The sequence below is a fragment of the Clostridium sp. OS1-26 genome, assembly GCF_030915445.1.
Classification (GTDB): Bacteria; Bacillota; Clostridia; order Clostridiales; family Clostridiaceae; genus Clostridium_AM.
In genome coordinates, this window is record NZ_CP133264.1 from 3,674,423 (window position 1) to 3,698,684 (window position 24,262).

At 31.8% G+C, this 24,262-nt stretch carries 20 protein-coding genes, 1 pseudogene and 1 riboswitch; of the genes and pseudogenes, 19 read left to right on the forward strand and 2 right to left on the reverse strand.

The features are described 5' to 3' along the window. Positions 1 to 39: 39 nt before the first annotated feature. A complete protein-coding gene (locus RCG18_RS18035; protein WP_308037410.1) occupies positions 40 to 1,752 on the reverse strand; it encodes a methyl-accepting chemotaxis protein in 1,713 nt (570 codons plus the stop codon). Positions 1,753 to 2,359: 607 nt separating this feature from the next. Here RCG18_RS18035 and RCG18_RS18040 point away from each other — a divergent pair. Beyond that, positions 2,360 to 3,436, forward strand: a complete 1,077-nt coding sequence (locus RCG18_RS18040) for a TPM domain-containing protein (RefSeq protein ID WP_308037411.1) — start codon at positions 2,360 to 2,362, stop codon at positions 3,434 to 3,436. 546 nt (positions 3,437 to 3,982) lie between these two features. Further along, a complete protein-coding gene (locus tag RCG18_RS18045; RefSeq protein ID WP_308037412.1) occupies positions 3,983 to 4,153 on the forward strand; it encodes a hypothetical protein in 171 nt (56 codons plus the stop codon). A gap of 196 nt (positions 4,154 to 4,349) precedes the next feature. On the opposite strand, the gene RCG18_RS18050 is transcribed toward RCG18_RS18045, so the two are convergent. Beyond that, positions 4,350 to 4,631: a YmaF family protein gene (locus RCG18_RS18050; RefSeq protein ID WP_308037413.1), complete on the reverse strand. Its 282-nt coding sequence runs from the start codon at positions 4,629 to 4,631 to the stop codon at positions 4,350 to 4,352. 724 nt (positions 4,632 to 5,355) lie between these two features. Here RCG18_RS18050 and RCG18_RS18055 point away from each other — a divergent pair. From RCG18_RS18055 to RCG18_RS29135, 17 genes and pseudogenes are all read left to right on the forward strand, one after another. After that, positions 5,356 to 6,153 (forward strand): tetratricopeptide repeat protein, encoded by a 798-nt coding sequence (locus RCG18_RS18055; RefSeq protein WP_308037414.1) that lies wholly within the window; start codon positions 5,356 to 5,358, stop codon positions 6,151 to 6,153. A 650-nt stretch (positions 6,154 to 6,803) separates the two neighbouring features. Further along, positions 6,804 to 7,268: a hypothetical protein gene (locus RCG18_RS18060; RefSeq protein WP_308037415.1), complete on the forward strand. Its 465-nt coding sequence runs from the start codon at positions 6,804 to 6,806 to the stop codon at positions 7,266 to 7,268. Between the two features lie 889 nt (positions 7,269 to 8,157). Continuing rightward, positions 8,158 to 9,606, forward strand: coding sequence for an amino acid permease (locus tag RCG18_RS18065; RefSeq protein WP_308037416.1), 1,449 nt, complete (start codon positions 8,158 to 8,160; stop codon positions 9,604 to 9,606). Between the two features lie 205 nt (positions 9,607 to 9,811). Next, a riboswitch (cyclic di-GMP riboswitch) is annotated at positions 9,812 to 9,894 on the forward strand. A 112-nt stretch (positions 9,895 to 10,006) separates the two neighbouring features. Then, positions 10,007 to 11,710: a methyl-accepting chemotaxis protein gene (locus RCG18_RS18070; RefSeq protein ID WP_308037417.1), complete on the forward strand. Its 1,704-nt coding sequence runs from the start codon at positions 10,007 to 10,009 to the stop codon at positions 11,708 to 11,710. A gap of 264 nt (positions 11,711 to 11,974) precedes the next feature. Then, complete coding sequence (locus tag RCG18_RS18075) at positions 11,975 to 12,682, forward strand: lantibiotic protection ABC transporter ATP-binding protein (protein ID WP_308037418.1); 708 nt, start codon at positions 11,975 to 11,977, stop codon at positions 12,680 to 12,682. 1 nt (position 12,683) lies between these two features. Then, positions 12,684 to 13,436, forward strand: a complete 753-nt coding sequence (locus RCG18_RS18080; protein ID WP_308037419.1) for a lantibiotic immunity ABC transporter MutE/EpiE family permease subunit — start codon at positions 12,684 to 12,686, stop codon at positions 13,434 to 13,436. 89 nt (positions 13,437 to 13,525) lie between these two features. Beyond that, positions 13,526 to 14,191, forward strand: coding sequence for a lantibiotic immunity ABC transporter MutG family permease subunit (locus RCG18_RS18085; protein ID WP_308037420.1), 666 nt, complete (start codon positions 13,526 to 13,528; stop codon positions 14,189 to 14,191). Between the two features lie 118 nt (positions 14,192 to 14,309). After that, complete coding sequence (locus tag RCG18_RS18090; RefSeq protein ID WP_308037421.1) at positions 14,310 to 14,969, forward strand: response regulator transcription factor; 660 nt, start codon at positions 14,310 to 14,312, stop codon at positions 14,967 to 14,969. Beyond that, positions 14,960 to 16,336, forward strand: coding sequence for a HAMP domain-containing sensor histidine kinase (locus RCG18_RS18095; protein ID WP_308037422.1), 1,377 nt, complete (start codon positions 14,960 to 14,962; stop codon positions 16,334 to 16,336). The genes RCG18_RS18090 and RCG18_RS18095 overlap by 10 nt, the downstream gene beginning before the upstream one ends. A gap of 57 nt (positions 16,337 to 16,393) precedes the next feature. Then, positions 16,394 to 17,782 carry an aldehyde dehydrogenase gene (locus RCG18_RS18100; RefSeq protein ID WP_308037423.1) on the forward strand — a complete coding sequence of 463 codons (1,389 nt, stop codon included), beginning with the start codon at positions 16,394 to 16,396 and terminating at the stop codon, positions 17,780 to 17,782. Positions 17,783 to 17,898: 116 nt separating this feature from the next. Continuing rightward, positions 17,899 to 18,576, forward strand: a complete 678-nt coding sequence (locus RCG18_RS18105) for an N-6 DNA methylase (protein ID WP_308037424.1) — start codon at positions 17,899 to 17,901, stop codon at positions 18,574 to 18,576. Positions 18,577 to 18,605: 29 nt separating this feature from the next. Next, positions 18,606 to 19,919 (forward strand): N-6 DNA methylase, encoded by a 1,314-nt coding sequence (locus RCG18_RS18110; protein WP_308037425.1) that lies wholly within the window; start codon positions 18,606 to 18,608, stop codon positions 19,917 to 19,919. Between the two features lie 404 nt (positions 19,920 to 20,323). After that, complete coding sequence (locus RCG18_RS18115; RefSeq protein WP_308037426.1) at positions 20,324 to 20,878, forward strand: DUF697 domain-containing protein; 555 nt, start codon at positions 20,324 to 20,326, stop codon at positions 20,876 to 20,878. Positions 20,879 to 21,175: 297 nt separating this feature from the next. Beyond that, entirely contained in the window at positions 21,176 to 22,054 is an 879-nt protein-coding gene (locus RCG18_RS18120; RefSeq protein WP_308037427.1) for an amidohydrolase family protein, read from the forward strand. Between the two features lie 76 nt (positions 22,055 to 22,130). Then, positions 22,131 to 22,349 carry a hypothetical protein gene (locus RCG18_RS18125; RefSeq protein WP_308037428.1) on the forward strand — a complete coding sequence of 73 codons (219 nt, stop codon included), beginning with the start codon at positions 22,131 to 22,133 and terminating at the stop codon, positions 22,347 to 22,349. Between the two features lie 224 nt (positions 22,350 to 22,573). Continuing rightward, entirely contained in the window at positions 22,574 to 23,374 is an 801-nt protein-coding gene (locus RCG18_RS18130; protein WP_308037429.1) for an SGNH/GDSL hydrolase family protein, read from the forward strand. Positions 23,375 to 23,584: 210 nt separating this feature from the next. Then, a pseudogene (locus RCG18_RS29135) lies at positions 23,585 to 24,237 on the forward strand (LysE family translocator). The last annotated feature ends 25 nt before the right edge of the window (positions 24,238 to 24,262 follow it).

A 24,262-nucleotide genomic window follows, 5' to 3' on the forward strand; every position in this document is an offset into this window, starting at 1 on the left:
CTAAATCCACCATTGAATTTATTAAAATCTAAAAATAATTTAAACCTTAAATTTTTGTACCATATTATTAAGCTTTTGTGCAAGCTCAGCTTGCGCTTGGGCAGATTTTGATACTTCATCAACAGCCATTGTTATCTCATTTATACTATTTGATATTTCTTCAGAGCTAGATACAGATTCTTCTGATACTGCTGACATACTTTCAATGCTGCTAGACACTTGCTTTATTGTTTCGCTAATTTGTGTTGCTGCTGCTGCTATATCTTCAGACATATTACTAATAAATTCCGAATCATTTTCATACTGAATTCCTGTGTTTAATAATAATTCATAGCTTGGTTTTACATTGTTTGTAATATAATCAAGTATTTGTGTTCCGCTATTTGATAAGTTGTCAAAGGCTGATTTAACCTGTTTAACCATGTCCTGAATTTGTGTAACAGCGTAAGATGATTGCTCGGCAAGTTTTCTAACTTCATCTGCCACTACAGCAAATCCTTTACCCTGCTCACCAGCTCTAGCAGCTTCTATTGCTGCATTTAAAGCTAGAAGATTAGTATGCTCTGATATATTTGCTATGGTATCTGCCATTACTTTTATTTCTTCAACTATTTTACCTTCTTCTATAGCTCTTATAATATTGTCATGTTTTTCGCTATAGGTCTTGTTTCCAATAGCTATTTCTTTTTCCGCTCTGGCTTTTATGTCAATAGCACGTTTTCTAATATCTCTTACTGAAACAGCTGAATTGGTTGATTTGTTTGCAAGGTCATCTGTTGTTGAACTTATCTCTTCTGTTGAAGCACTGATTTCTTCTGTGGCAGCACCTAAGTCTTGCGAACCTTGTACTATTTGCTCTGTTGATTCATTTACTGATTCCATATTTGATGAAATTTCTTCAGTCGTAGCTGACAATTCCTCACTTGTAGCACTTATATCGCTAGCGCTGACAATTATATCTGAGATCAAACCTCTCACATTGTTACTTGCATTATTTAATGATTTAGCGAGGTCGCCTATTTCATCTTTAGAATCAATATGTATTGTTTGGGTTAAATCACCTGATCCAAGAGCTTCAGCAAATATTACTACCTGTTTCAACTGTTTTGAGATTATAGAAGCAATTATAAGACCTAGTACAATTGCCGTAAATAAGCCAAATATAATTACGGTGATCACAGTGATAAAAGATGTTCTATATATGGAATTATTTTTTTCATAATCTTTTTGAGCTAAACCCATATTAAAATCAACATATTTATTTAGAACTTCAGTCATCTTAATTCTTATTACATCGGCTTTATGAAAATCAGCTAGCGCCTCATCATATTTGTTAGCTTTTACCGATTTTACAATCTCTTCTCTAGCTGTTCTGTAATCCTGAAGAAGTTTAGTAAATTGTGAATACATTTCTTTATCTTGTTCTGTTGTAATAGTACTTTGGTAATCGGAAAGAAGTTTATCATTTTTATCTTTTAATTGATTGATTTCGTTTTCAAGGATTTGAATTTCATCAACATCTTTATCATATACTAATGATAATACATCTGTATGGATTTGCAAAATGTTTTGCTTTAGTTCTCCTATAGTTTTTACACCCATCAAATCTATTTTATACATAGAAACGGAATTTGAATTTATTCTTGACATATTATAAAGACCTATAAAACCTACTATACCTATAAATAATGAAATTAAAGTAAAAGTGAATATTAATTTTTTAGCGATTTTAAAATCATTAAACCATTTCATACAAATAATACCTCCTAAAAATGAATATAATTAATTTTCGACCATATTCGAGAAAAGTTTATAAAAGTGTACAAATTTTTAGAGTTTTAGCTCGCTAAATTATTGCATTAGTGTTTTTAGGAAGAGGTATATCTCTTAAAGATGTATGAGTTATAAAAAATAGACAGGCTACAAGAGCCCGTCTACGCAATATCTATTTTAAGTCTACCAAGTTTTGGGAGAGAATATATGGCTAGGATTATTTTTATCTGTTGTGCGATATATAGTATGAACTATGTAGAATTTATGTTACAAACTAAATAAAAATAATTAATAGGTATGTAAACTATGGTGCTAAAAATAGATAAAAGAGAAAGAAAATCTAGCAAGATATTTATCAAGGATACAGAGCTATATGAAATTCAATAAGCCGCTCCTAGTGAATCAAGCTGTGCAGAACAGAAAATAACTAAAGGCGTAGATAAGATTAAGAGAGAATTATTAAATAAAAGAGAAGGATATTATAGACTAATACTAGAATAAAATAAATATAAGAATAAATTTAGGATATGCAGTATAATTTATCAGCACTAAAAGATTTATAGAATGGAAGTATGGAGGAAGAAAAATGAAAACAAAAACCAATCTAATTTTAACAAGAATTATATTACTTATAGTATTGGTATTATTGTCTTTTAATGTATCTGCTGTAGGAAACTATGTAAATGATGAAGCAAATGTATTAAGTTCTGGTATTATAAGTAAAACTAATGATAATTTTGCTAAGTTAGAAAAGAATACTAAAGCACAGGTAAAAATATATGTACTTAAGTCCTTAAATGGTAAAAACATAGATGATATGGCTATAGAAATAGCTAATAAAGAAACATCTACAGATAAATATGCTATTTTTGTGGTTGCTGTAAAAGAACATAAGAATAAATTTATAGTTGGCAAAGGGTTAAATGATGTATTTAATCGGGCAGAGTTAGATAGAATAGCAAATTTACCTGATAGTTATTTTAAGAGTAATGACTTTAATACAGGTATTTTGAAAGTAGGGCAAGCTATAGATCAAGATATAACAACAAAAGCTGTTAAGACTGGCGAAGCTGTTGTTAAAACTGATAGATATAGCAAAACAGTGGAGCCTAAAAAAAGTCATGCTTCATCAATAATATTGGTAATAATCTTAATTATTGCTGTGGTAGGATTTATATATTATATTAAGCGTAAATCTGATAAAAGGGTTAGAGAATTTGCTGGAAGACACAATTTAAATGATTCTTCTAGCAATAAATTCAAATCAGCTGATATGGAAGAAAATACTTATAAGTCAAATAATTCATCTACATATACATACAATGAAGAACCGAGACATACTAATTATAATGATCCAAATTCACGGGTAGTACATAATACAACAGTAATAAATAACGGTAATAATATGAATGGCTTTGTAGAAGGAATGTTAGTAAATGAAATGCTGAATAATCACCACGAGCATCATTCTCATTACGAGGAAAATAGGATTATGGATGATAGGCAGCTAGATACAACACCTAGCTATACAAGTAATGATGATGAAAATAAATTAAGCAGTGGAGATTGGGGCCTATCAAGTGGAAGTTCTGATTGGGGATCATCTAGTGACTCTGGATCATGGGATAGTGGATCATCAGATTCAGGATCTTCAGATTGGTAATCAAAAAATTGAGAAATAATTCAGGATTAGTCTAGTCTACTTGTATTTGTTATATAATGGATATAAAGCGAGGCCTGGTTATTAAACTAAATGGTCCCACTGAAGAGGTTACAACCCATGACAATAGTAAAGCACTTGGAGAAATCTGAGTGCTGATTTACTTTAAAATAAATTATGAATGTAATAAAATTGTCACAGTAATGTAACATTAAACATTTATAATAGAAATTGTCCTAAGCTAATAAAGCTTAGAGGAAATAGCTGCGATCCCTTTTTATTCAATAATATATTCATATAGGCACTGGTAGAAATACTGGTGCCTATTATTTTGCGAGATACTAATAAACTAAACAATTATTCAAAATAAATAAAATGAATATTAACAATATTTAAAAAATATAATATAATATTATTAGATAATAAGTTTTGTTAATGGTTGATTTTAATTGAGTCAATAGGCACCTTAGATCACAGACTCCTATATGCAAATCCATTATAATAAGGATTTTAATTTAGGTACAAAGTTAATTGTGGAGGTGTAGATAAATGACAGACTTAACATCCCAAGAACAATCAAATAAAGATGAAAACATTGATCAAGCAATTGAAGTATTGGACGAGGATTATGATACTTCATCAGGAAGTAATGCGGAGACTATAGCGTTAACTGTATTTGCAATTATTATTATGGGTATATTAATAGGTTTGTTCATGTAGAGCCTTAATCGGCTCTTTTTTCGTTTTTAAAATAAACAATAGATGAGATGGTGGTACTATAATATGAGTAGCATGAGCGTTCAAGCCAAGAATAAAAATTCTGTATTCTTGGCATGGGAAGTAGCATACAGGTAAAAAAGTAGCTGCCATAAAAGAGGGCAGCTACTTTGTCGTGGCAATGTAATATTTCCTTGAATTAATCAGCGCTTGTATATCCGCTCATATAGTGAATATGACCATCTTCAAGTTCTACCCTAGTTCTAAAGTAATGATAATGACGCCCATCTGGTAGATCGATTGCAGGACTTGTTTCAGTAACATATCCGTGTTCATGACCGTCATTAAAAGTTGTAATACCCTTCATGCCATGATTATGAGGTACTCCAGTTTGTGCTTTAGAAGTGACTCCACCGTAATGGTGAATATGACCTTGATTGTATGTTGTGGTACCTGAGTAACTGTGAGAATGCTTTGGCATTAAGACTCCTCCAAGTTAATTTATACATACATAGTATATGCTTATTTTAACCATAATGTTACACTTGAAAAATTATGAGTAAAAATGTGAATGAATTTAGATATATAAATTTTCGCTGAATGATTTCTTAACTGACACACAGATAAGTTTTGAAAGTATATACAGAATAGGGAGGTCTGAGTGCTTATTATTTACAAGTTATTAAAAAAGTATATAGTTATTTAACAGTAATGACATATTAATGTAACAATTAGTATTTATAATAATAGTTATCCTAAGTTATCCAAACTTATAAGAAACATTAATGGTCCCCTTTAAAAATACATAATTAATAAAGCACTGGCGAAAATGCTGGTGCTTATTTTTTACAAAGTCTTAACATGAAGATAACTCATATTACATAATTTGATGTTACTATAAACGTGAGGGTAAAGCTGAGCATCAAAATATAAAAATTATAGCCAATTACCAACCTTACAATTAAATATATTCGACAAAGGCATTAGTAGAAATACTAGTGCCTTTTCATTTGATAATAAAGTTCTATTAGTTAGTGCTACAAGTGTTCATTTTCAAGTACTAGATTAAGAAAATCTTTTGGATATATGTAAAATAGAAAAACAAAGAAAGAAAAAAGATAATTCAATAAAAAACTTCTATTTTCCCAGTGCTTGTCATGCAAGTTGCTTTTATGCTATAATATGGTTCTGTAGGGGGGATTTGTATGAAAAAAGTATTAATTAGTATATTCATTGTTATCTTTACATTTATGCTAGTTGGTTGCGCTCCTAAAGGAGATCCATCACAGGTTATGAAAGATTATTACCAAAATATTAAAGATGGCAATATAGAAGGTGCTTATGATAAATTGTCAGAGGCAAGTAAAAAGAATTTTTCTAAAGAAGATTTCATTAAGTGGCAAAGCGTTTCAAAGGAAACTAGTCAATTAAAGGATTTTAAAGTAGAAAAGTCTAATGAATATAAAGATAAAGAGTTAGACGGTTTAAAATTTAAAAATGTTGTAGAATTTAATATTACAGAAAAGATTCAAGATTTTGCTGAGAACAAAGAAGAAGCAGTTAACTATAAAAGAAATGTTGTAAATGATAATGACGCATGGAAGGTATATAGAGGTAAAGAAAATGGAAAAGAAATAGTTGCAAAAGAATTGAATCACTTAGCATATATGTATTCAGAAGGAAAAGGTAAATCTAAAGACTTAAATCAAGCTGCTATGGTATTGAATGAATCTTTAAAATATAATAAGGAGTTCGCAGCAACATACTACTCACTAGGATTCGTATATAGCGACCTAGGAAGATATGATGAGTCTATTAGCGTACTAAATACTTTCTTATCTAAAGAAAAAGATAATATTGAGAAATCTGATGGATATAATATTTTAGGAAATAATTATGTAAGAAAAAATGATTTAGCTAAGGCTAAAGAGAGCTATAATAAAGCGTTAGAACTAAATCCAAATAATCAATACGCTAAAACAAATTTGCAATATACAGAATAAGTTAAAAAGAGCTACATTTATTGTTTAAATGTAGCTCTTTTGCGTGTATAAGTGGTAAAAATATGCCTCAAGAATTAGATGTAAAAATAACATTTAGAAGTAAATACAAGTTTTAGTTATCAAGTAATTTTTTTTAATAACCGGATTCAAATAAGTATAGAAGATATATACTAGTAAGTAAAAAAACCAGGGATTTTCATCCCTGGCATAAAGATTGTATCAACTGTATCAATATCACGGCAACATTAAAACTGTTTATTGACAGCAAATATTACTATTAAAAGATATGCATCCAATGATACAACCTTTACAAAAATAGAATATGCAAAATTGAGATTATTATTCTGGTAAATATAGGTTATAGCAATTGGGAAGTAATCTACTATATAAATTAAAAGAGTCTTGACGAACGGCTTCACCAAACCTAAGAATCAAAGAAATAATGCTCCAAAGGCTGTGGGAGAGATACTTAAACAAAGTTTAATATTAGTTTAAATAATACGTGAAGTGATATATATAATAAAATCAAATTTTACTAAATACGTAGCATAGTTGTATAATTTACTTAAGAATCAAGGGCTCGAGTCTGATAAAAGTCACCATTATATCCAGACATTTTAAGTTAATATAATATGTAAGGAGCTGAGATTTTGGATTATGATGCATTAAAAGCTCTATCTGAAGAAGTACGAGAAAGGTACTTAAGAGAGCAATTAGGCTCAGAGAAATGCAAGATTTTGGATAAGTATAATCTGCGCTCTAATTCTCGTCTTTATTGGGAAAGATATCAAGAGAAATATCCAGTGCAAGAGTATTTTAGCAATAAGTTTGCAATGAAAGCTACACCACTAGGAATGATTTTTCATATAAACCGATTATGTTTTGCAAAGGTTAAGTATTTTGAACAGCATTGGGATGAATACGTTCCCTGCATATATGACTGCAGGAAGGGCTTTATAGAGACTGAGATTTATGATATGGAATTTATAAAACAAAAAAGTACGGGCATTGTTATAGATTTAAGAGAATTGGCAAAGATTCATTGGCTGAAGGATTTTAAAGATCTTTGTGCATATTTAGAGAAGATGCAGGAAAATATACTGAAAGTTGTTTAAAATTTAAATATGATTTGAAGAAGAGTGATTACTATATAAACAGGATTCTTGGCTTCAGGTGGAGTTTTAAACTCCATCTGAAGCTTAGAAGCCGTTATCCAGGGTCTTAGCGCCACTTATCCTAAGCTTTAAGAAAAGCAGAGAGCCCAAATCTCTGATTTGGTGCGAATCGCTTTCACAGAGTGCGTTGAGGTGTTAGTGGCGATAGACATCGGATAAATGTGATTACTCTTTTTAGTATGCCAAAAATGCTGGGCGATTTCAAAAGGGAAAAGAATATTTAAATAAAGGAGAAACATAAAAAGTCGATTTCAGGATAAAACAGCGTAAAAAAATTAAAAGAATAATTGAAGGGGAATGAATGGTTTACAGTGGAAATATTATGTAAGTGTTTTAAGAGTTGAATCAGTATAAAATTCAAAATATATACAAACATATTAGACAAAAGTGAATTTGCTCATCAAGTATTAGATTATAAATGGAAAAAATAAAAAACACGAAATATTCAAATAAATGAATATTGAATAAAATACATTGAATCGTTTTTGTAATATTTGTAAAATACATTAATTTTGTATTTTGATAAATAATATACATTTATTTATTAAATTTATGATTTAACATATACAAAATTAAAATTTTATACTGATTAGTGTAAAATATAAAATTAAATTAATAAATTTGCAATAAAAAGTTTATAAATTAAATATTGAAATTTTATGCCAACATACGTTCGAAAACAGATAAATAATAGAAAATACATGAGAGAGCCCTTCAAAAATGCCGTTGTCAAGCAAATAAATCCATGGTATTATATGTAACAATAAAATGATTTAAATAATTCATTTTGAATTTGTTTGAATTGCATTTAAGGAGGAAGAAAAAAAGAATGAGTAATGGCAACAAAAAAATAAGTTGGAACAGCCTTGCCGTAATGGCCTTTGCAAGTGTTTGGGGCTTTGGAAACATAGTAAACGGTTTCGCAAGCCAAGGCATGAAGGTAGTTGTTTCATGGATATTGATGTTCGCATTATACTTCGTACCATATGCATTAATGGTAGGAGAAATGGGTTCATCCTTCAAAGATAGTAAGGGGGGAGTAAGTTCATGGATAAAAACTACATCTGGTCCAAAATTAGCTTTTTTAGCTGGATGGACATACTGGGTAGTTCACGTTCCTTACTTAGCTCAAAAACCACAAGGAATATTAATAGCTTTAGGATGGGCTGTTAATCAAAATGGATCTTTAGTTAAAAACATGAATCCAATGATATTACAATCGATATGTTTAGTAGTTTTCTTATTATTCTTATGGATAGCATCAAGAGGCGTAAATTCAATAAAGAGAATTGGTACTATAGCAGGAACATCAATGTTTGTTATGTCAATTCTTTACGTAATATTGGCTATAGCAGCGCCAGCTATAACTACTGCTCATACATATAGCATTGATTTCAGCATGAAATCATTAATGCCAGACTTCAATTTTGAATACTTAACAACTTTAGCGATATTAGTATTTGCAGTTGGTGGATGTGAAAAAATATCACCATATGTAAATAACATGAAGAATCCTTCAAAGGACTTCCCTAAGGGAATGATAGCTCTTGCAGTAATGGTTGCTGTAACAGCATTACTTGGTTCTTTTGCAATGGGAATGATGTTTGATCCAAACAATATTCCAAAAGACTTAATGATGAATGGTGCATACTATGCATTCCAAAAGCTAGGACAATACTATGGATTAGGAAACTTCTTCCTAATAATATATGCAATTGCAAACACAATAGGACAGATTTCAGCATTAGCAATTTCAATAGATGCTCCAATAAAGGTTTTATTGGCTGATACTGATAACAGATTCATACCAAAGTCATTAACTAAAGTTACTGAAAATGGTACACCAATTAACGGATATAAGTTAACAGCGGTATTAGTTGGAACACTTATAATAGTGCCTGCACTTGGAATAGGCGATATGACATCATTATTTAACTGGTTATTAAGATTAAATGCAGTAGTTATGCCATTAAGATACTTGTGGGTATTCTTTGCTTACATGGCATTAAAGAAAGCTGTAGAAGGCAAGTTCGAAGCAACTTACCAGTTTGCTAAGAACAAGGCTTTTGGATTCCTAGCAGGATTATGGTGTTTTGGATTTACAGCTTTTGCTTGTATAATGGGTATGTTCCCTAAGGGAGTTAAAACTTACTCAAGTGAATGGTACTTCCAAATAACGCTTAATGTATTAACTCCAGTTGTATTATTAGGACTAGGATTAATACTACCAATGATAGCTAAGAAAACGAATAAAGAAACTGAAAATACGGCAGCATAGAAATTAGCTCCCTAGTTAAAGGCAAATAAAACCTTTAGTTAGGGAGTTTTTTAGTCCTAAATAACTATACTTTTAACTTAATTTAATGGGAAAATTTTAAAGAATAAAATTGACCACTAGAACTTGATACAAACAAAATGGCAAAAAATGTTGAAAATAAAAGTCGTATATGGTAAGATGTTGATGGTTTATATTACTTATAATTTAATTATATGGAAACAATGAAGAGCTTTCTATAAGTGGGCGCCTTGAAAGCTTTGAGTTAGTGGTGCAACCGGCCTGTATTTATTGAACAGATATTACAATGTTGTCTGTTTATAATTCAGGTCTTTTTCATGTGATTATATATATTTGAAGAGGGGGTAGCATATGATGTAGTTAACTACATCATGTAAAGTGTATGGGGAAATTAGGACTAAAAATACTAAAAAGAATAGGGTCAATATTTATTTTTTCAATGATTATATTATTTACAACTAATCTATTTGTATTTAAGCATGTGTTCTCAAAGATACAAGAGGATGTAGCAAATTGTGCTAGTAAAGCAGTGAGTTCTGTTGATGGGGATAAGGTAGATAAGATTATTAAAAGTAAATCTATGAACAGTAAGGAATATAAAGAAATAAAGGAATCTCTTATAATATATAAAAATGATACAGATGTAAAATTTTTGTATATTATGGGGAAAGGACAAGATAACAGTGCCTACACTTTAGTGGATGCAAATATAAAGCAAAGTGATAATCTTGGTGAAAAATACAACTTGGAAAAAGAGATGTCTGAGGCATTTGAAGGAAAAATAACTTATTCCAAAAATCCTGTAGAAGATAAAGACGGTATACTTATATCTGGATATGCTCCTATTAAAAACTCTTCAGGGCAGATCATAGCTATTATGGGAGCGGATATAGATGTACACTTACATACATATACTAAAAAGGTTATGTGTATAAGTTTTATAGTTATAGCTTTTATTATGTCTATTTTAACTGCCTTAATAACTCTTAACTTATCAAAGAAAATATCATTAAATGTAGGGAAAATTAAATATGGACTTGATAAAATATCAAAAGGGGACTTAACAGTTTCTCTAAACGTTAAAAGTGGAGATGAAATTGAAGATATCGCCATATATATTGATAAAGTTAGGATGGATATTAAAGAAATTATTGAAGATATAGGGTTAAGTTCAAATAGAGTAAGGCAGCAGACAGAAAATCTATCTTCTGTATCAGAGGAATTGGCAGCAGCTTCTGAAGTAGTTGCTGGGGCCATTGGTGACGGTGCAAGAAACCTAAGTGAACAGTCAGAAGAAATGTCAATTATAAGCAACATATTAGATGATTTTGGAGGGAAAGTTAATCAGATTTCATCATTAGCAGAGATGTTAAATTCTGAAGTTAAAACTATAAATAATAAGGCACAGGACAGTAATGAGGATTTAGCAATTTTTGAACAATCAATTAAAGACGTAAATTTATCTTTTAATGATGTAAGAGCTAAAATAAAAGGCTTTAATATACACTTAGATGAAATTAGCAAAATAACTAATATAATAAATGACATTGCAGATCAAACGAATTTACTTGCCCTAAATGCAGCTATTGAAGCTGCAAGTGCTGGAGAAGGGGGAAGAGGCTTCTCGGTGGTTGCAGAAGAAATAAGAAAGTTAGCAGAACAATCAAAGAATTCGTCACAGAAGATAACTTCCTTAATTGAAGTTATCTTACATGAGGGGGAGTTAATTGCCGAGACCTCAGAAGATATGAATGACAAGCTTAATAATCAGATGGTAAAGCTTGATAGGTCTACAAACAGTCTTAAAATGGTTATCAATTATATTGAAGGGATTTTTCCTAAAATTAGTGACATACACAGCAATATAGTTGTTATTAATGAAGAAAAACAAAAGATAATTGAAGATACTAAAGCTATATCTTATGCATTAGAGGATGTTTCATCTTCTGTAGAGGAGATATCATCTTCTACTCAGGAGATAAATGCTTCTTCGCAAGAAATAGCAGGTGCAACTGAGCAGCTAACTGATATAACACAGCAAATGGTAAAAAATATAGATAAATTTCAAATTTCTGAAGCAAAATAGAAGGTAATATAGCGTTAACAAAGGCTGTATCAAAAGTGCAAGATAAAGCACAAGCAATAGATAGCTATATAGATGTGAAACTACCAATTTTAATAAAGATAACAGAGAATTTATTATATGAGCCTGCATTCTAAGCTAGATGCAGGCTCTTTGATGTGTTCAAAAATTGCATTTAATGTAAAATTATAATCCTTTAATTTTTCATTCCTTATAGAATCCTTATAATTATCTATTATGATTTAATTGTACAGGAGGTTGGTAAGAATGAAGGATTTAATTTTAGAAACAAAGAATCTTTGTAAAACATTTAAGAAACAAAAGGTAGTACAGGATATATCGCTGTCGGTAAGGAGAAATTCTATCTATGGATTGCTTGGGCCTAATGGAGCAGGAAAATCCACAACTTTAAAAATGATAACTGGAATGCTTCGTCCAAGTAGTGGAGAGATTTTATTTGAAAATAAGCCTTGGAGCAGAAAGAGCTTAAGCAATATGGGAGCTTTAATTGAGTCAGCACCACTTTATGAAAATCTCACTGCAAGAGAAAATCTGAAGGTGCGTACCACAGTTTTAGGATTGCCTGATGATAGGATTGATGAAGTATTGCATATAGTTGACTTAGAAAAAACAGGGAAAAAACAGGCTCACCAATTTTCTATGGGAATGAAGCAAAGGTTAGGTATTGCAATTGCTCTCATTAATCATCCAAAGCTGCTGATTTTAGATGAGCCTACTAATGGACTAGATCCTTTTGGAATACAGGAACTTCGAGAATTAATTCGTTCTTTCCCAAAACAAGGAATTACGGTGATTTTGTCAAGCCATATCTTAAGCGAGGTAGAACAGATAGTTGACCAGATTGGAATTATCTCAGGAGGGATCTTAGGATATCAAGGAGACATAAAGCAGGGACAGGATTTAGAACAATTATTTATGGAAGTTGCGGGAAAATATAGGAGGGAAGGCGAATAATATGTATTCTTATTTTAAATCAGAAGAGTTGAAAATGAAACATACCTTTGCAAGAAAGCTTATTTTTCTGGCACCAATTTTTACAATACTTCTAGCTATAGTTTTAGCTCCTAAGTATTTTCAAATAGACTGCTATAACTGGTGGTATGCCATGATACTTCCTGGAATGATATCCTTAGTATGTGCGCTAGTTGCTATTAAGGATAAGAGGATGAAAAACAGAGCAGTGCTTTCCTTGCCAATTAATCTTAGAAAGATATGGATAGCGAAAGTGCTTGTATGTACAGCTATGCTCACTTACGCTTCTATAGTTCTTTTATTTGGAAGTATAGTAATAGGAAACATTCTCAAGTTTGGACCAATAGGAAGAATTCCAATTACTAATGGATTTATAGGAAGTGTAATTTTAGTAGTTACCTTTCTATGGCAGATTCCATTTTGTTTATTTCTTGGCAGTAAGATTGGAATGTTTCCAACCATATTGATTAATATTACTTCTTATATGATATTGGGGATATTAGCTGCCACAAAAAGTATTTGGTGGATGATACCTTATGCGATTCCAGCTAGACTAATGTGTCCTATTCTAAAGGTGTTGCCAAATGGACTACCAGCTGTAGAGGGAAGTGTGACATTTAAACCAGAGCTATTATCTAACAGCGTAATTCTTCCTGGAGTCATAATTACAGTGATTTTGTTTATTGTCTTGACAATGATAACCGCAAAATGGTATGAAGGTCAGGAGGCAAAATAAATGAAGACATTTTTTAGACTTATAAGCGCAGATTTTCAAAAATCCGCCGTAGTCCACTGCATTGGATCCATATTGTGATTCCAATGCTAATGGTAATACTGTTTCTTTCCTATTATTCCTTTTCCAGTGTAAGTAGCCCTGGAAAGGTAGGAGGATATATGGAGGTTTTAGCAATAGGATTTCCACTGATAATTGGTATTATCAGCGCTAATGCTGTAGAACAGGAAGCTTTATCAGGAGATTTTCAAGAGCTCTTAATGGCAAGATATAAATTAATGAGTTTTTTTAGCAAAGTGTGCATGTTGCTTTTGCTGGCATTTGGTTCACTTCTTATAGCGGTAGGCGGTTTTGCTTTCGGATTTCAATTTTTGCTTCATCAAAATATGTTTTCAACCAACTTTTATGCAAAGATGATTTTGGTCTTGTTTTCTAGCCAGATTTTTCTGTATTTATTACATATTCTATGCAGCTTTCGATTTGGATCAGGAGCTTCTATAGGACTTGGAGTTGCAGAAAGTTTGATTGCTGCTCTTATGCTTACGGGCCTTGGGGATGGAATTTGGAAGTGGATTCCCTGCAGCTGGGGTGCAAGGCTTTGTAACTATTACATGCTATGGAGCACTAATAATAATGGTATCAGTATCTTTATGAAGGAGTTTCAAAGTGGAGCATTGATTTGCTTTATCATGACAGTTCTTTTGTTTTTTATTAGCTCATTCTGGTTTCACTATTTCGAAGGAAGAAATGAAAATTAAAGTTCATAATTTGACAAAAAGTAAGTTATAATTAACAATAGGATGAAAGTAAAAGAGTTATTTAAAATAAATCTTAAGAAGAGAAAATAAGTTATAATGAATAAGAGGACGTGATAAGATGGCAAATATATTAGCAATTGATGATGAAGAAGGAATTCTGGAACTGATAAAAACAGCATTGTCAAGAGAAGGACATCAAATCACCACGGTAAGTAACTGCTCTACATTTCCTGTGGAGCAGTGTTCACATTATGATTTAATCCTATTGGATGTTATGATGCCTGATATAGATGGATTTACCCTATGCCGAAATATACGTGGCCTAGTAGATTGCCCTATTCTGTTTTTAACGGCCAAAACCATGGAAGAGGACATTATTAAGGGCCTTGGTATGGGTGGTGATGATTATATTACAAAACCCTTTGGACTGGGGGAGTTACGTTCAAGGGTGGCAGCCCATTTAAGAAGGGAGCAGAGAGAAAAACATCACAATTTCATTATATCTGGACTTAAGTTCAAGCTATCAGCAAAAGAGGTCTTCGCAGGAGAGGAGCTGATTCCTTTTACAAAGAGTGAATATGAAATTAGTGAATTTCTTGCTCTACATCATGGACAGGTATTTTCAAAAGAAAAAATATATGAGGCAGTGTTTGGTTTTGATAGAGAAAGTGACAGCTCAGCTATTGTGGAACATATAAAAAACATCAGGGCAAAGCTCGCAAAAGTAAATTGCTCGGCCATTGAAACGGTTTGGGGGATTGGGTATAAATGGATTTAAAAGGTAAAAGAAGTCTTAGCAGCATATTTATCAGGTATATACTATATTTCATATTGGGAACAGTTCTGCTGCTATTTTTGGATATAATGATATTTTCACTTATGCTCAATAGCAAGATAGTGCTGCCTGCCAATTATTTTGAACAGAAGATTGAAAACAGTCGTGATACTATCTTGAAAGCAGACATGGTAACAAAGGATATGATACCAGGGGGATGCAGCTATGGAGTCTATAATGAATCAGGTAAGATGCTTTATGGCAATTTCGATAGTAAAGCATCACAAAATGCCTGGACTGCCATGGAGGGCAACCAAAAGAGCGCAGGGGGAAAAAACTATTATAAGGTATTTCATAGAGAGAATCAGATTTGCATTGTTGAATATTCTTTGATGGCACAGTTTAATCATCCATTATTAAGAAAATATTTTGTAAATCCAGAATTATTCATGGGCATTTTATTGATTTGCCTTTTTATAGGAGAAGTATTATTGTTGTCCGCTAGATTTGGCAGATATTTTTATAAAGAAATGAAGATTCTAATGAAGGCAACAGAGCAGATAAAAAATCAGAATCTAGACTTTCAACCTGAGCATTCCAACATTCGTGAAATTGAAGAAGTTATTGATTCTTTAAACCAAATGAAAAGCGCATTGAAGGATTCTTTAGAAAAACAATGGGGAATGGAAAAATCAAGGAAGAATCAAATCTCTGCACTAGCACATGATATTAAAACCCCTTTGACCATTATTAAAGGAAATGCAGAGTTAATTAAGGAAACCTGTAAGGATGCAGATCAGGTAAAATACAATGATTATATTCTAAAAAGCGCAGATGAAATTCAACACTATTTAAAAATGCTTATGGATATGATAAAGTCAGAAGATACATTGATCCTAAAGCAAGTTAGGATAGAAACTAAAGCATTTTTTCAAAAGCTTGTAGAGCAGGAAAAAGCTTTAGCCTCTGAAAAAAATCTTGAGCTTATAAATGAACAGGATAAAATACCGGAATTTTTCTATGGAGATGAGGAGCTTTTATATCGAGCTATCATGAATGTAATTGTAAATGCAGTTGAGTATTCTCCTAAAAATGGAAGGTTGCTTTTTAAAGTTGAAGGAACTGAAAAAAGTCTGCAGTTTTTGATTGCAGACAGTGGAAATGGATTTTCAAAAGAAGAATTAGAATCTGCAACAGAACAGTTTTATCGAGGAGATAAGAGTAGAAATTCTAGAAATCACTATGGAATAGGACTATCTATTACAAAATCATTTATAAAATTGCACCAGGGAGAAATAGAATTATCTAATTCTACAAAAATGGGAGGTGCGCAGGTGGTATTAAAAATCCCATTAGACGCAAGAATATAATAGATAGAATTCGAAGGCGGAATATGGAACTAATATAATAATCTAAGAGGGGAAATTATGATAAATATAGATAATGAAAAAATATTAGATGTTCTTAAAAGACAAAAAGAATACTTCTATGAAGGGGAAACAAAAGATATTGATTTCAGGATAAGACAGCTTCAAAAACTTAAGGGAGCAGTTAAAGACAATGAAAAGCTTATAATGGAGGCATTATACAAAGATCTTCATAAGCCAGAGTTTGAAGCTTATGCCACTGAAATAGGATATATATATGATAGTATAGGCTACTTTATAAAAAACTTAAAAAAATGGGCAAAGGTAAGAAGAGTAAAAACTCCAACGGTACACTTTGGTTCAAGAAGTTATATATATGCGGAACCCTATGGATCGGTTTTGATAGTGGGGCCTTTTAATTATCCATTTCAATTAATATTAGAACCTTTAATTGGAGCTATTTCTGCAGGGAACTGTGTAGTGATAAAACCATCTGAATATACAACAAATGTTTCGAAGATAGTATGCAAAATAATAAAGGAAAACTTTAATGAAAAATATATAGAAGTTATAGAAGGGGGAAAAGAAGAAACTTCGATCTTAATTAATTCTCCCTTTGACTATATATTTTTTACAGGAAGTGTTGCCGTGGGAAAAGTAGTTATGGAAGCAGCAGCTAAAAATCTGGTGCCTGTTACTCTTGAACTAGGCGGTAAAAGTCCCACTATTGTCCATAAGGATGCAAATATAGAAAGTGCTTCAGAAAGAATAATTTGGGGAAAGTTTATGAATGTGGGGCAGACTTGTGTTGCTCCAGACTATCTGCTTGTTCATAAAGAAATTAAAGATCAATTAGCCTCTAAACTTGTAGAAAAAATAAAAATATTCTATGGAAATAATCCTAAGACAAGTAAGGATTACGGGAGAATAGTCAATGAAAAGCAGCTCTCTAGAATTAAAGGATTAATTAATGAAGATAAGGTTATATTTGGTGGAGATTATGATGTAGAAGGATTATATATAGCTCCTACAATTATGAATAACGTAGCCTGGGAAGATAAAGTTATGGAAGAGGAAATCTTTGGACCAGTGCTGCCTATTTTAGAGTATGAAGATTTAAATGAAATTATAAATAAAATAAATAGCAGACCAAAGCCATTAGCCCTATATCTATTTACTGAAAGTAGAGAAGTTGAGAGAAAGGTTGTAGAAAACATTTCTTATGGCGGTGGATGTATTAATGATACAATGACACATTTAGCAAGTCCATTTTTACCCTTTGGAGGAGTTGGAACTGCAGGGGTAGGTTCCTACCATGGACAAAGAAGCTTTAAAACTTTTTCTCATATGAAGAGTGTATTAAAGAAGAGTACCAGATTTAATTTGAAGTTTATTTTCCCTCCCTATACTAAGAAGAAGATGGCTATGCTTAGAAGAGTTATGAAATAGCAGAAAAGAAACAAGCACTATCACTACATTTGTATTGGTAGTGTTTTATTTTTGATAAAGGTAAAAATAAGCTATAATATATATATACAGCATGAGTATTCTGGAGGGAAAAATAAATGAGCATAGACAATTTAATTAAAAGGTTACAAAACATTATGAGACAAGATGCAGGAGTAGATGGAGATGCACAAAGAATAGGGCAGATAGTGTGGATACTTTTTCTGAAAGTATATGATACTAAAGAAAAACTTTGGGAACTGCATGATGATTATGTTTCTATAATTCCAGAAGAGCTTAGATGGAGGAACTGGGCAGCCTGCAATAAAGATGGTGAAGCTATGACAGGAGATACGCTATTAGATTTTGTAAATGAACAGCTATTTCCTGTATTGAAGTCTTTAGAGGTAAATGAAACAACGGAAAAGAGAAGTGCAATAGTAAAGAATGTATTTGAAGGCGCTTATAATTATATGAAAAATGGAGTTCTTTTAAGACAGATTATAAATGCAGTAGATAAAATTGATTTTACAGAATATGAAGAAAGACATGCTTTTAATGATATTTATGAAACAATACTTAAAGACTTACAATCTGCAGGAAAATCAGGAGAATTTTATACACCACGTGCTGTTACCGACTTTATAGCAGAAGTTCTTAAACCACAAATTGGAGAAAAGATAGCTGACTTTGCCTGTGGTACCGGTGGATTTTTGACTTCTGCATTACGTATACTAGAGAAACAAATAAAGACACCGCAAGATAGAGAACTAGTACAAAAAATATATATGGAATAGAAAAAAAGTCTCTTCCACATTTACTTTGTATGACAAATCTTCTGCTGCATGATATAGATGAGCCCAACATTGAACACAAGAACTCTTTGGAAAAAAACGTGAGAGATTATAAAGAAGAAGATAAAGCAGATGTGATTATAATGAATCCTCCCTATGGAGGAACAGAAGAGGATGCAATAAAAATCAATTTTCCAGTGGAAATGCAGTCCTCTGAGACAGCAGATTTATTCATAGCATTAATACTATATAGGCTTAAAGAAAGTGGCAGAGCTGGAGTTGTATTGCCAGATAGTTTCTTATTTAGTGATGATAGCACATCGATAAATATTAAAAGAAAGTTACTAGAGGAGTGTAATCTTCATACCATAGTAAGACTTCCAAAAGGAGTTTTTGCTCCTTATACAGATATAGCAACGAATTTATTATTTTTTAATAAGACTGGTTCAACTAATGAAGTTTGGTACTATGAACATAAGCTGCCTGAAGGGTATAAAAATTATAGCAAAACTAAGCCAATAAACAATGAAGAATTTGAAGCGGAATTAAAATGGTGGAATGAAAGAGCAGAAAATAAATATGCATGGAAAGTACCTTTAAGTCAGATTATAGAAAATAATTATAATTTAGACATAAAAAATCCTAAGAGCAACGTAAATTCCTATTTACAAATGAGTAATGATATGATATGTGAACACTTTGATAAATCCAGTACCTCTATTATAAATTATTTGGGAGAGGTAAGAAATCAACTGACAGAGCTAACTAGGAATAAAAATGAGATTGACTGTAATACTTACAAAATTGCTGATTTGTTAACAAGAGTTAAAGAAGCAGTTAATATAGAGGATGAGCCTTACTACAACAGAGTAACAATAAAAATAAATAATCAAGGAATAATATTAAGAGATACTAAGCAGGGTAAGGAAATAGGAACCAAGAGACAGTTTAGAGTTAGAAAAGGTCAATTTTTATTATCTAAAATAGATGCAAGGAATGGAGCATTTGGAATAATATCAGAGGAAATTGATAGAGCAATAATTACAGGGAACTTCTGGACCTATGAAGTAAACCATAAACTTTTAAATATTGAATGGTTTAATTTATATGTATCCCTTCCTGAATTTATGGAAATTTGTGAAAAAACCAGTTCCGGTTCAACAAATAGAAAATACTTAAAGGAAGAAAAGTTTTTAGATTTTGAGATCGCTCTGCCGTCCATAGAAGAACAGAATGAAATGATATGCAAGTATAATAGAATAAAAGAGAGTATGGAATGGATTATATCAGAATTACAGGATAGTAAGGAATTAATACTAGCTAACTTGCTTAGTTCTTTTAAATAATTAGATTAATAATATAATAAAGGCTTATGAAATAGCATTAAAGTCGCCAGTAGCATGTTTTGCGAGGAATGCTGCTGGTAATTTTTGATGAAGTAGAGTTGAACAATAGTATAAAATATTATGGAATTAATTCAATATAAAACCATATGACGTATATATTGACAAAGCAATTTTAAGTATATATAATTGTTTTGTTAATAGAAAGTTAATAAAATTAGCTTCACTGGCACTATATGCACACCTTCATTAAATGAATATTACGCTCAGGTGTTGCATCAGAAGGCATTAACACAGATGGACAAGTATATCTTTATCATATATTTTCATCATTAGTGACTCAGAAACCTCAAGTATTAGAAGTAAAATACATAAACAATAAATTACAATGTGAGGTGAGTAAAATTATGCCTATTGATCCACGCGAACTTGCTAAACATAATTTAGAAGTAATAACAGAGGAAAAGCAGCGTACTGATAAGAAGGCATATAAGATACTATGGACTGCTGTAAGCGTTAATTCATGTCTGGGTTTTGTTCCTGTGGGAATAAATATCTGGCTATTTGCTGGAGCTTCTATTGTTATGATAGTGTTTTTAGGAAAAAACTATGGTCTGGATTTAAATAGTAAGAGTGATGAAAGAATAATTAAACAAACCTTTTCTAAAATTGGTGGAATCCTATTTATGGGAATATTAGGTGTGAAATTTTTTATTGAAGCTTTAAAAAATGCAGGCATAATGAAGATGGGACATACCACCTTGGTTGGTGGAACATTAAATGCAGTTTTATGTGGAGTTGTTACATATGCCTTAGGTTCTACTGCAAAAGTAATGTTTAAGCGTGAGCGTGAAATAAGCAATTTTGAGGCAAAAAAAGACTTAAAGGAAACCACTACCAAGGCAAAGGAAGAGTGGAAAAGAATAAGAATAAATTTAAATAAAATTGCGTATAAAGAATAATCCTGCAAATTGTTATGGAACAAAGTGTGAAAAGCTTATGATATATCAGGTAAAGCCCTAAGAGATTGCTTCTCTTAGGGCTACTTTTAAAAGTAGGCATATAAAGTGAAACTTGAATCAGATGGGGTTTTAACCCCATCTGATTCTTAGCTGAACGAATCCAGGGATGTAGCCGCTCTTTACTCCCTCTTTTAGAAAAGCAGATATCCCAAATCTGTGATTTGGTGATAGTCGCTTTCACAGAGTGCGAGGGAGTATTAGAGCGGGTAGTCATCGGATAAATTATAGTAGAAGTAGGTGTTTTTATTGATAATTGACTCGCATATACATATTGCTCAAAGTGCTTTATTTAATAAAAAAGACTGGAGCAATTCTACAATTGATTTAAAAGTAAATTGGATTACTGAGATTATAAAGAGATATAAAAGTAATAATATAATTGCTTTAAGGGATGGCGGTGATGGCATATTCGCTTCCTGCCTTGCACGAGAAATAGCAGAGAAGGAAGGTATAATATATAGAACTCCTATATTTGCAATATGTAAAAAGGGTCACTATGGATCATTTTTAGGAAGATCAATTTATGATATAGAAGACTTTAAAAGAGAGTTTGTTGTTTTACAAGATAACAAATTAGATCACCTTAAAATTATATTAACTGGAATGGTGAACTTTGATAAATTCGGTGATGTTGGAGAAGTTGCATTCACAGATGAGGAACTACAGCATATGGTGAAAAGTGCAAAGGAATACGGTGTTCCAGTAATGGTACATGCTAATGGGCGAGAGGGGGTATCTGCTGCAATAAAAGCAGGAGTGGATACTATAGAACATGGTTTTCTTATTTCTGATAAAGAACTGTATGGCATGGCGGAAAAAGGGATAGCATGGGTTCCTACTCTTGCTCCACTTGGTAATATTCTTGATGCAGAGGACCCAAAGTTCAAAAATCAAATGGATATAATAAGAGAGGTATACACTTTACAGGTTAACAACATAACAAAGGCTTATAAAATAGGAGTGGAAATTGCTCTTGGAAGTGATGCAGGGGCATATAGAGTGGGACATGTCACTGGAATTTTTGATGAAATAAAGCATTTTACTAATATTGGATTTAGTAAAAACACAGTTTTAAAAATGTGTCTCGAAAATGGGGCTAAAATATTAAAAATATAATTTTGTTATATAAAGTGGTAATAATAGAATATAATAAAGAAAATTACCATTAAATTATAGATTATTGAGGAATAAAATGAAAAAGAAGTTTAAGCTATCCTTTTTTCTATCATTAGTTATCTCACTGCTTTTAAGTTTTACTACTGGTTGTAGTAAAACAAATGAACCTTCCACTCATTGGAATGGTGCATGGAATGGGAGTGCAACAGATTTTACTTTTTTTCAGTTGAATTATAAAAACCAAACTTTACGTACAGTAGTAACTTCAACCTTTGGGGGGCAAAAGAGAAAATAAAGATTTCAAACGAATTTGGAAAGGAGCCAATTAAAATTGGTGCAGTTAGTTTTGCTATAGTTAACTCCGATGGCACTATTAATAATGATTTACAAAAGGCACTTACATTCAATGGTGAATCGACTGTAACTATTGAAAAAGGGACTTTTGTATGGAGTGATCCTTTTGAAGTTAATATAAAAGCATTAGACAAGGTAGCTGTAAGTATTTATCTTCCAAATGAGGTGAAAAATATAACTGGTACTTGTGGAGGTGCAGAATCCTATTACTCACAAGTAGGGAATTTTACGAATTCAGTTGATACACAAAAAGATTTTAAACCCATTGGTATAAATGGAGTTCCAAAAGTATCTCCGTTTTTTACATCAATAGAAGTGATGACATCTGAAAAGAATGGGTCGATTATTGCTTTTGGAGATTCAATAACTACACTTTCCTGGCCAGACTACCTTGCAAAGGAATTGAATGATGCAAATATAAAAAACTTATCTGTAATTAGAGAGGCAATCGGCGGCAACAGAATATTGCATAATAGTGAAAGTAAACTTCATGGTTTGTTTGGACCCTCAGGAATTTCAAGATTTGAAAAAGCTATTATAGATCATCAAGGGGCAAAGTATATAATTGTTTTAGAGGGAGTCAATGATATAATGCATACAGGGCCGGGAGGGCTAGCTCCCGCTTCCGAAACTGTAAGTAAAGATGAAATAATTACTGGACTTGAAAAATATATTGAATTGGCACATAAACACAACTTAAAGATATACGGAGCAACAATCATGCCCTTTAAAGGATATGAAGTATATACTGATGAGCTTGATATTAAGCGTAAAGAGATTAATGAATGGATCAGAACTAGCGGGAAATTTGATGGAGTAATTGATTTTGATAAGGCAACCCTTGATCCTGACAATCCTTCAAAGTTGTTACCAAGATATGATAGCGGAGATCATCTTCATCCAAGTGACGCTGGTGGTGAGGCTATGGCAAAAGCCATTGATTTAAAATTCTTCTCTGGAAATTGAAATTATTGATTTTAAATACTTTTTAGAGCTGATGACCTTTAATTACGAAAAAACGCTGCTCAGGGTATAAAGAATGTTGAAAGTGAAAATATTATTAGAATCAATGATTAAAAATATTAAATTTTTTCAAGTATGTAGTTAGCCTGATAAGGAGTGAAACTAATGCTGCATATCTTTTTTAAAGGAATAATTATTGGATTAATAACGGGTATGCCTTTAGGGCCTATTGGTGCAATATGTTTACGAACCACACTTACCAATGGAGCTTTATTTGGGTTTGTAGCAGGATTAGGTTCCTGTATAGCAGATTCTATTTATGCAAGTATTGCTGCACTTGGTTTAACCTTCATTGCTAGGTTTCTTGCTAGATATCAGCATTATCTTCGCTTATTTGGCGGTATAATACTATTAATATTTGGTATTCATGTTATTTTATCAAAAAAGAAAATAAGCAGGAGATTTCAAATAGTAAAACTCTCGCAAAGGCTTTCCTAACAACCTTTATGTTTGCGCTGGCAAATCCCGCAACGATTTTTTCATTCCTATTTGTATTTGCTAGCTATGGCTCGAAAAATATTGGCCATGGTGTAATTGCAAGAGCTATTTTGATAGCCGGTGTATTTTGTGGAAGTTTTTGTTGGTGGCTTATCCTTGTTTTGGTTGCTGATAGATTTCATAACCACTTAAATCCTAAAAAAATCTCTATTATAAATAAGGTCATAGGCTCTATAATAGTTTTTTCTGGTATAGTTTTTATAGTCAGCATAGGAAACTATAAAAGATACATCAGCCCATCTTATTTGCATTCAAAACTTTTTGAAATAATACTACATTTAAAGCCTCACCATCTCCATAAATTTTAAAAGGAACTTGATAGCAAATAGGAAT

What these genes read in the sequence shown, in the direction of transcription:
- RCG18_RS18035 (WP_308037410.1), bottom strand. Translation starts at nt 1,752, where the DNA reads ATGAAATGGTTTAATGATTTTAAAATCGCTAAAAAATTAATATTCACT.
- RCG18_RS18040 (WP_308037411.1), top strand. Translation starts at nt 2,360, where the DNA reads ATGAAAACAAAAACCAATCTAATTTTAACAAGAATTATATTACTTATA.
- RCG18_RS18045 (WP_308037412.1), top strand. Translation starts at nt 3,983, where the DNA reads ATGACAGACTTAACATCCCAAGAACAATCAAATAAAGATGAAAACATT.
- RCG18_RS18050 (WP_308037413.1), bottom strand. Translation starts at nt 4,631, where the DNA reads ATGCCAAAGCATTCTCACAGTTACTCAGGTACCACAACATACAATCAA.
- RCG18_RS18055 (WP_308037414.1), top strand. Translation starts at nt 5,356, where the DNA reads ATGAAAAAAGTATTAATTAGTATATTCATTGTTATCTTTACATTTATG.
- RCG18_RS18065 (WP_308037416.1), top strand. Translation starts at nt 8,158, where the DNA reads ATGAGTAATGGCAACAAAAAAATAAGTTGGAACAGCCTTGCCGTAATG.
- RCG18_RS18070 (WP_308037417.1), top strand. Translation starts at nt 10,007, where the DNA reads ATGGGGAAATTAGGACTAAAAATACTAAAAAGAATAGGGTCAATATTT.
- RCG18_RS18075 (WP_308037418.1), top strand. Translation starts at nt 11,975, where the DNA reads ATGAAGGATTTAATTTTAGAAACAAAGAATCTTTGTAAAACATTTAAG.
- RCG18_RS18080 (WP_308037419.1), top strand. Translation starts at nt 12,684, where the DNA reads ATGTATTCTTATTTTAAATCAGAAGAGTTGAAAATGAAACATACCTTT.
- RCG18_RS18085 (WP_308037420.1), top strand. Translation starts at nt 13,526, where the DNA reads ATGGTAATACTGTTTCTTTCCTATTATTCCTTTTCCAGTGTAAGTAGC.
- RCG18_RS18090 (WP_308037421.1), top strand. Translation starts at nt 14,310, where the DNA reads ATGGCAAATATATTAGCAATTGATGATGAAGAAGGAATTCTGGAACTG.
- RCG18_RS18095 (WP_308037422.1), top strand. Translation starts at nt 14,960, where the DNA reads ATGGATTTAAAAGGTAAAAGAAGTCTTAGCAGCATATTTATCAGGTAT.
- RCG18_RS18100 (WP_308037423.1), top strand. Translation starts at nt 16,394, where the DNA reads ATGATAAATATAGATAATGAAAAAATATTAGATGTTCTTAAAAGACAA.
- RCG18_RS18105 (WP_308037424.1), top strand. Translation starts at nt 17,899, where the DNA reads ATGAGCATAGACAATTTAATTAAAAGGTTACAAAACATTATGAGACAA.
- RCG18_RS18110 (WP_308037425.1), top strand. Translation starts at nt 18,606, where the DNA reads ATGACAAATCTTCTGCTGCATGATATAGATGAGCCCAACATTGAACAC.
- RCG18_RS18115 (WP_308037426.1), top strand. Translation starts at nt 20,324, where the DNA reads ATGCCTATTGATCCACGCGAACTTGCTAAACATAATTTAGAAGTAATA.
- RCG18_RS18125 (WP_308037428.1), top strand. Translation starts at nt 22,131, where the DNA reads ATGAAAAAGAAGTTTAAGCTATCCTTTTTTCTATCATTAGTTATCTCA.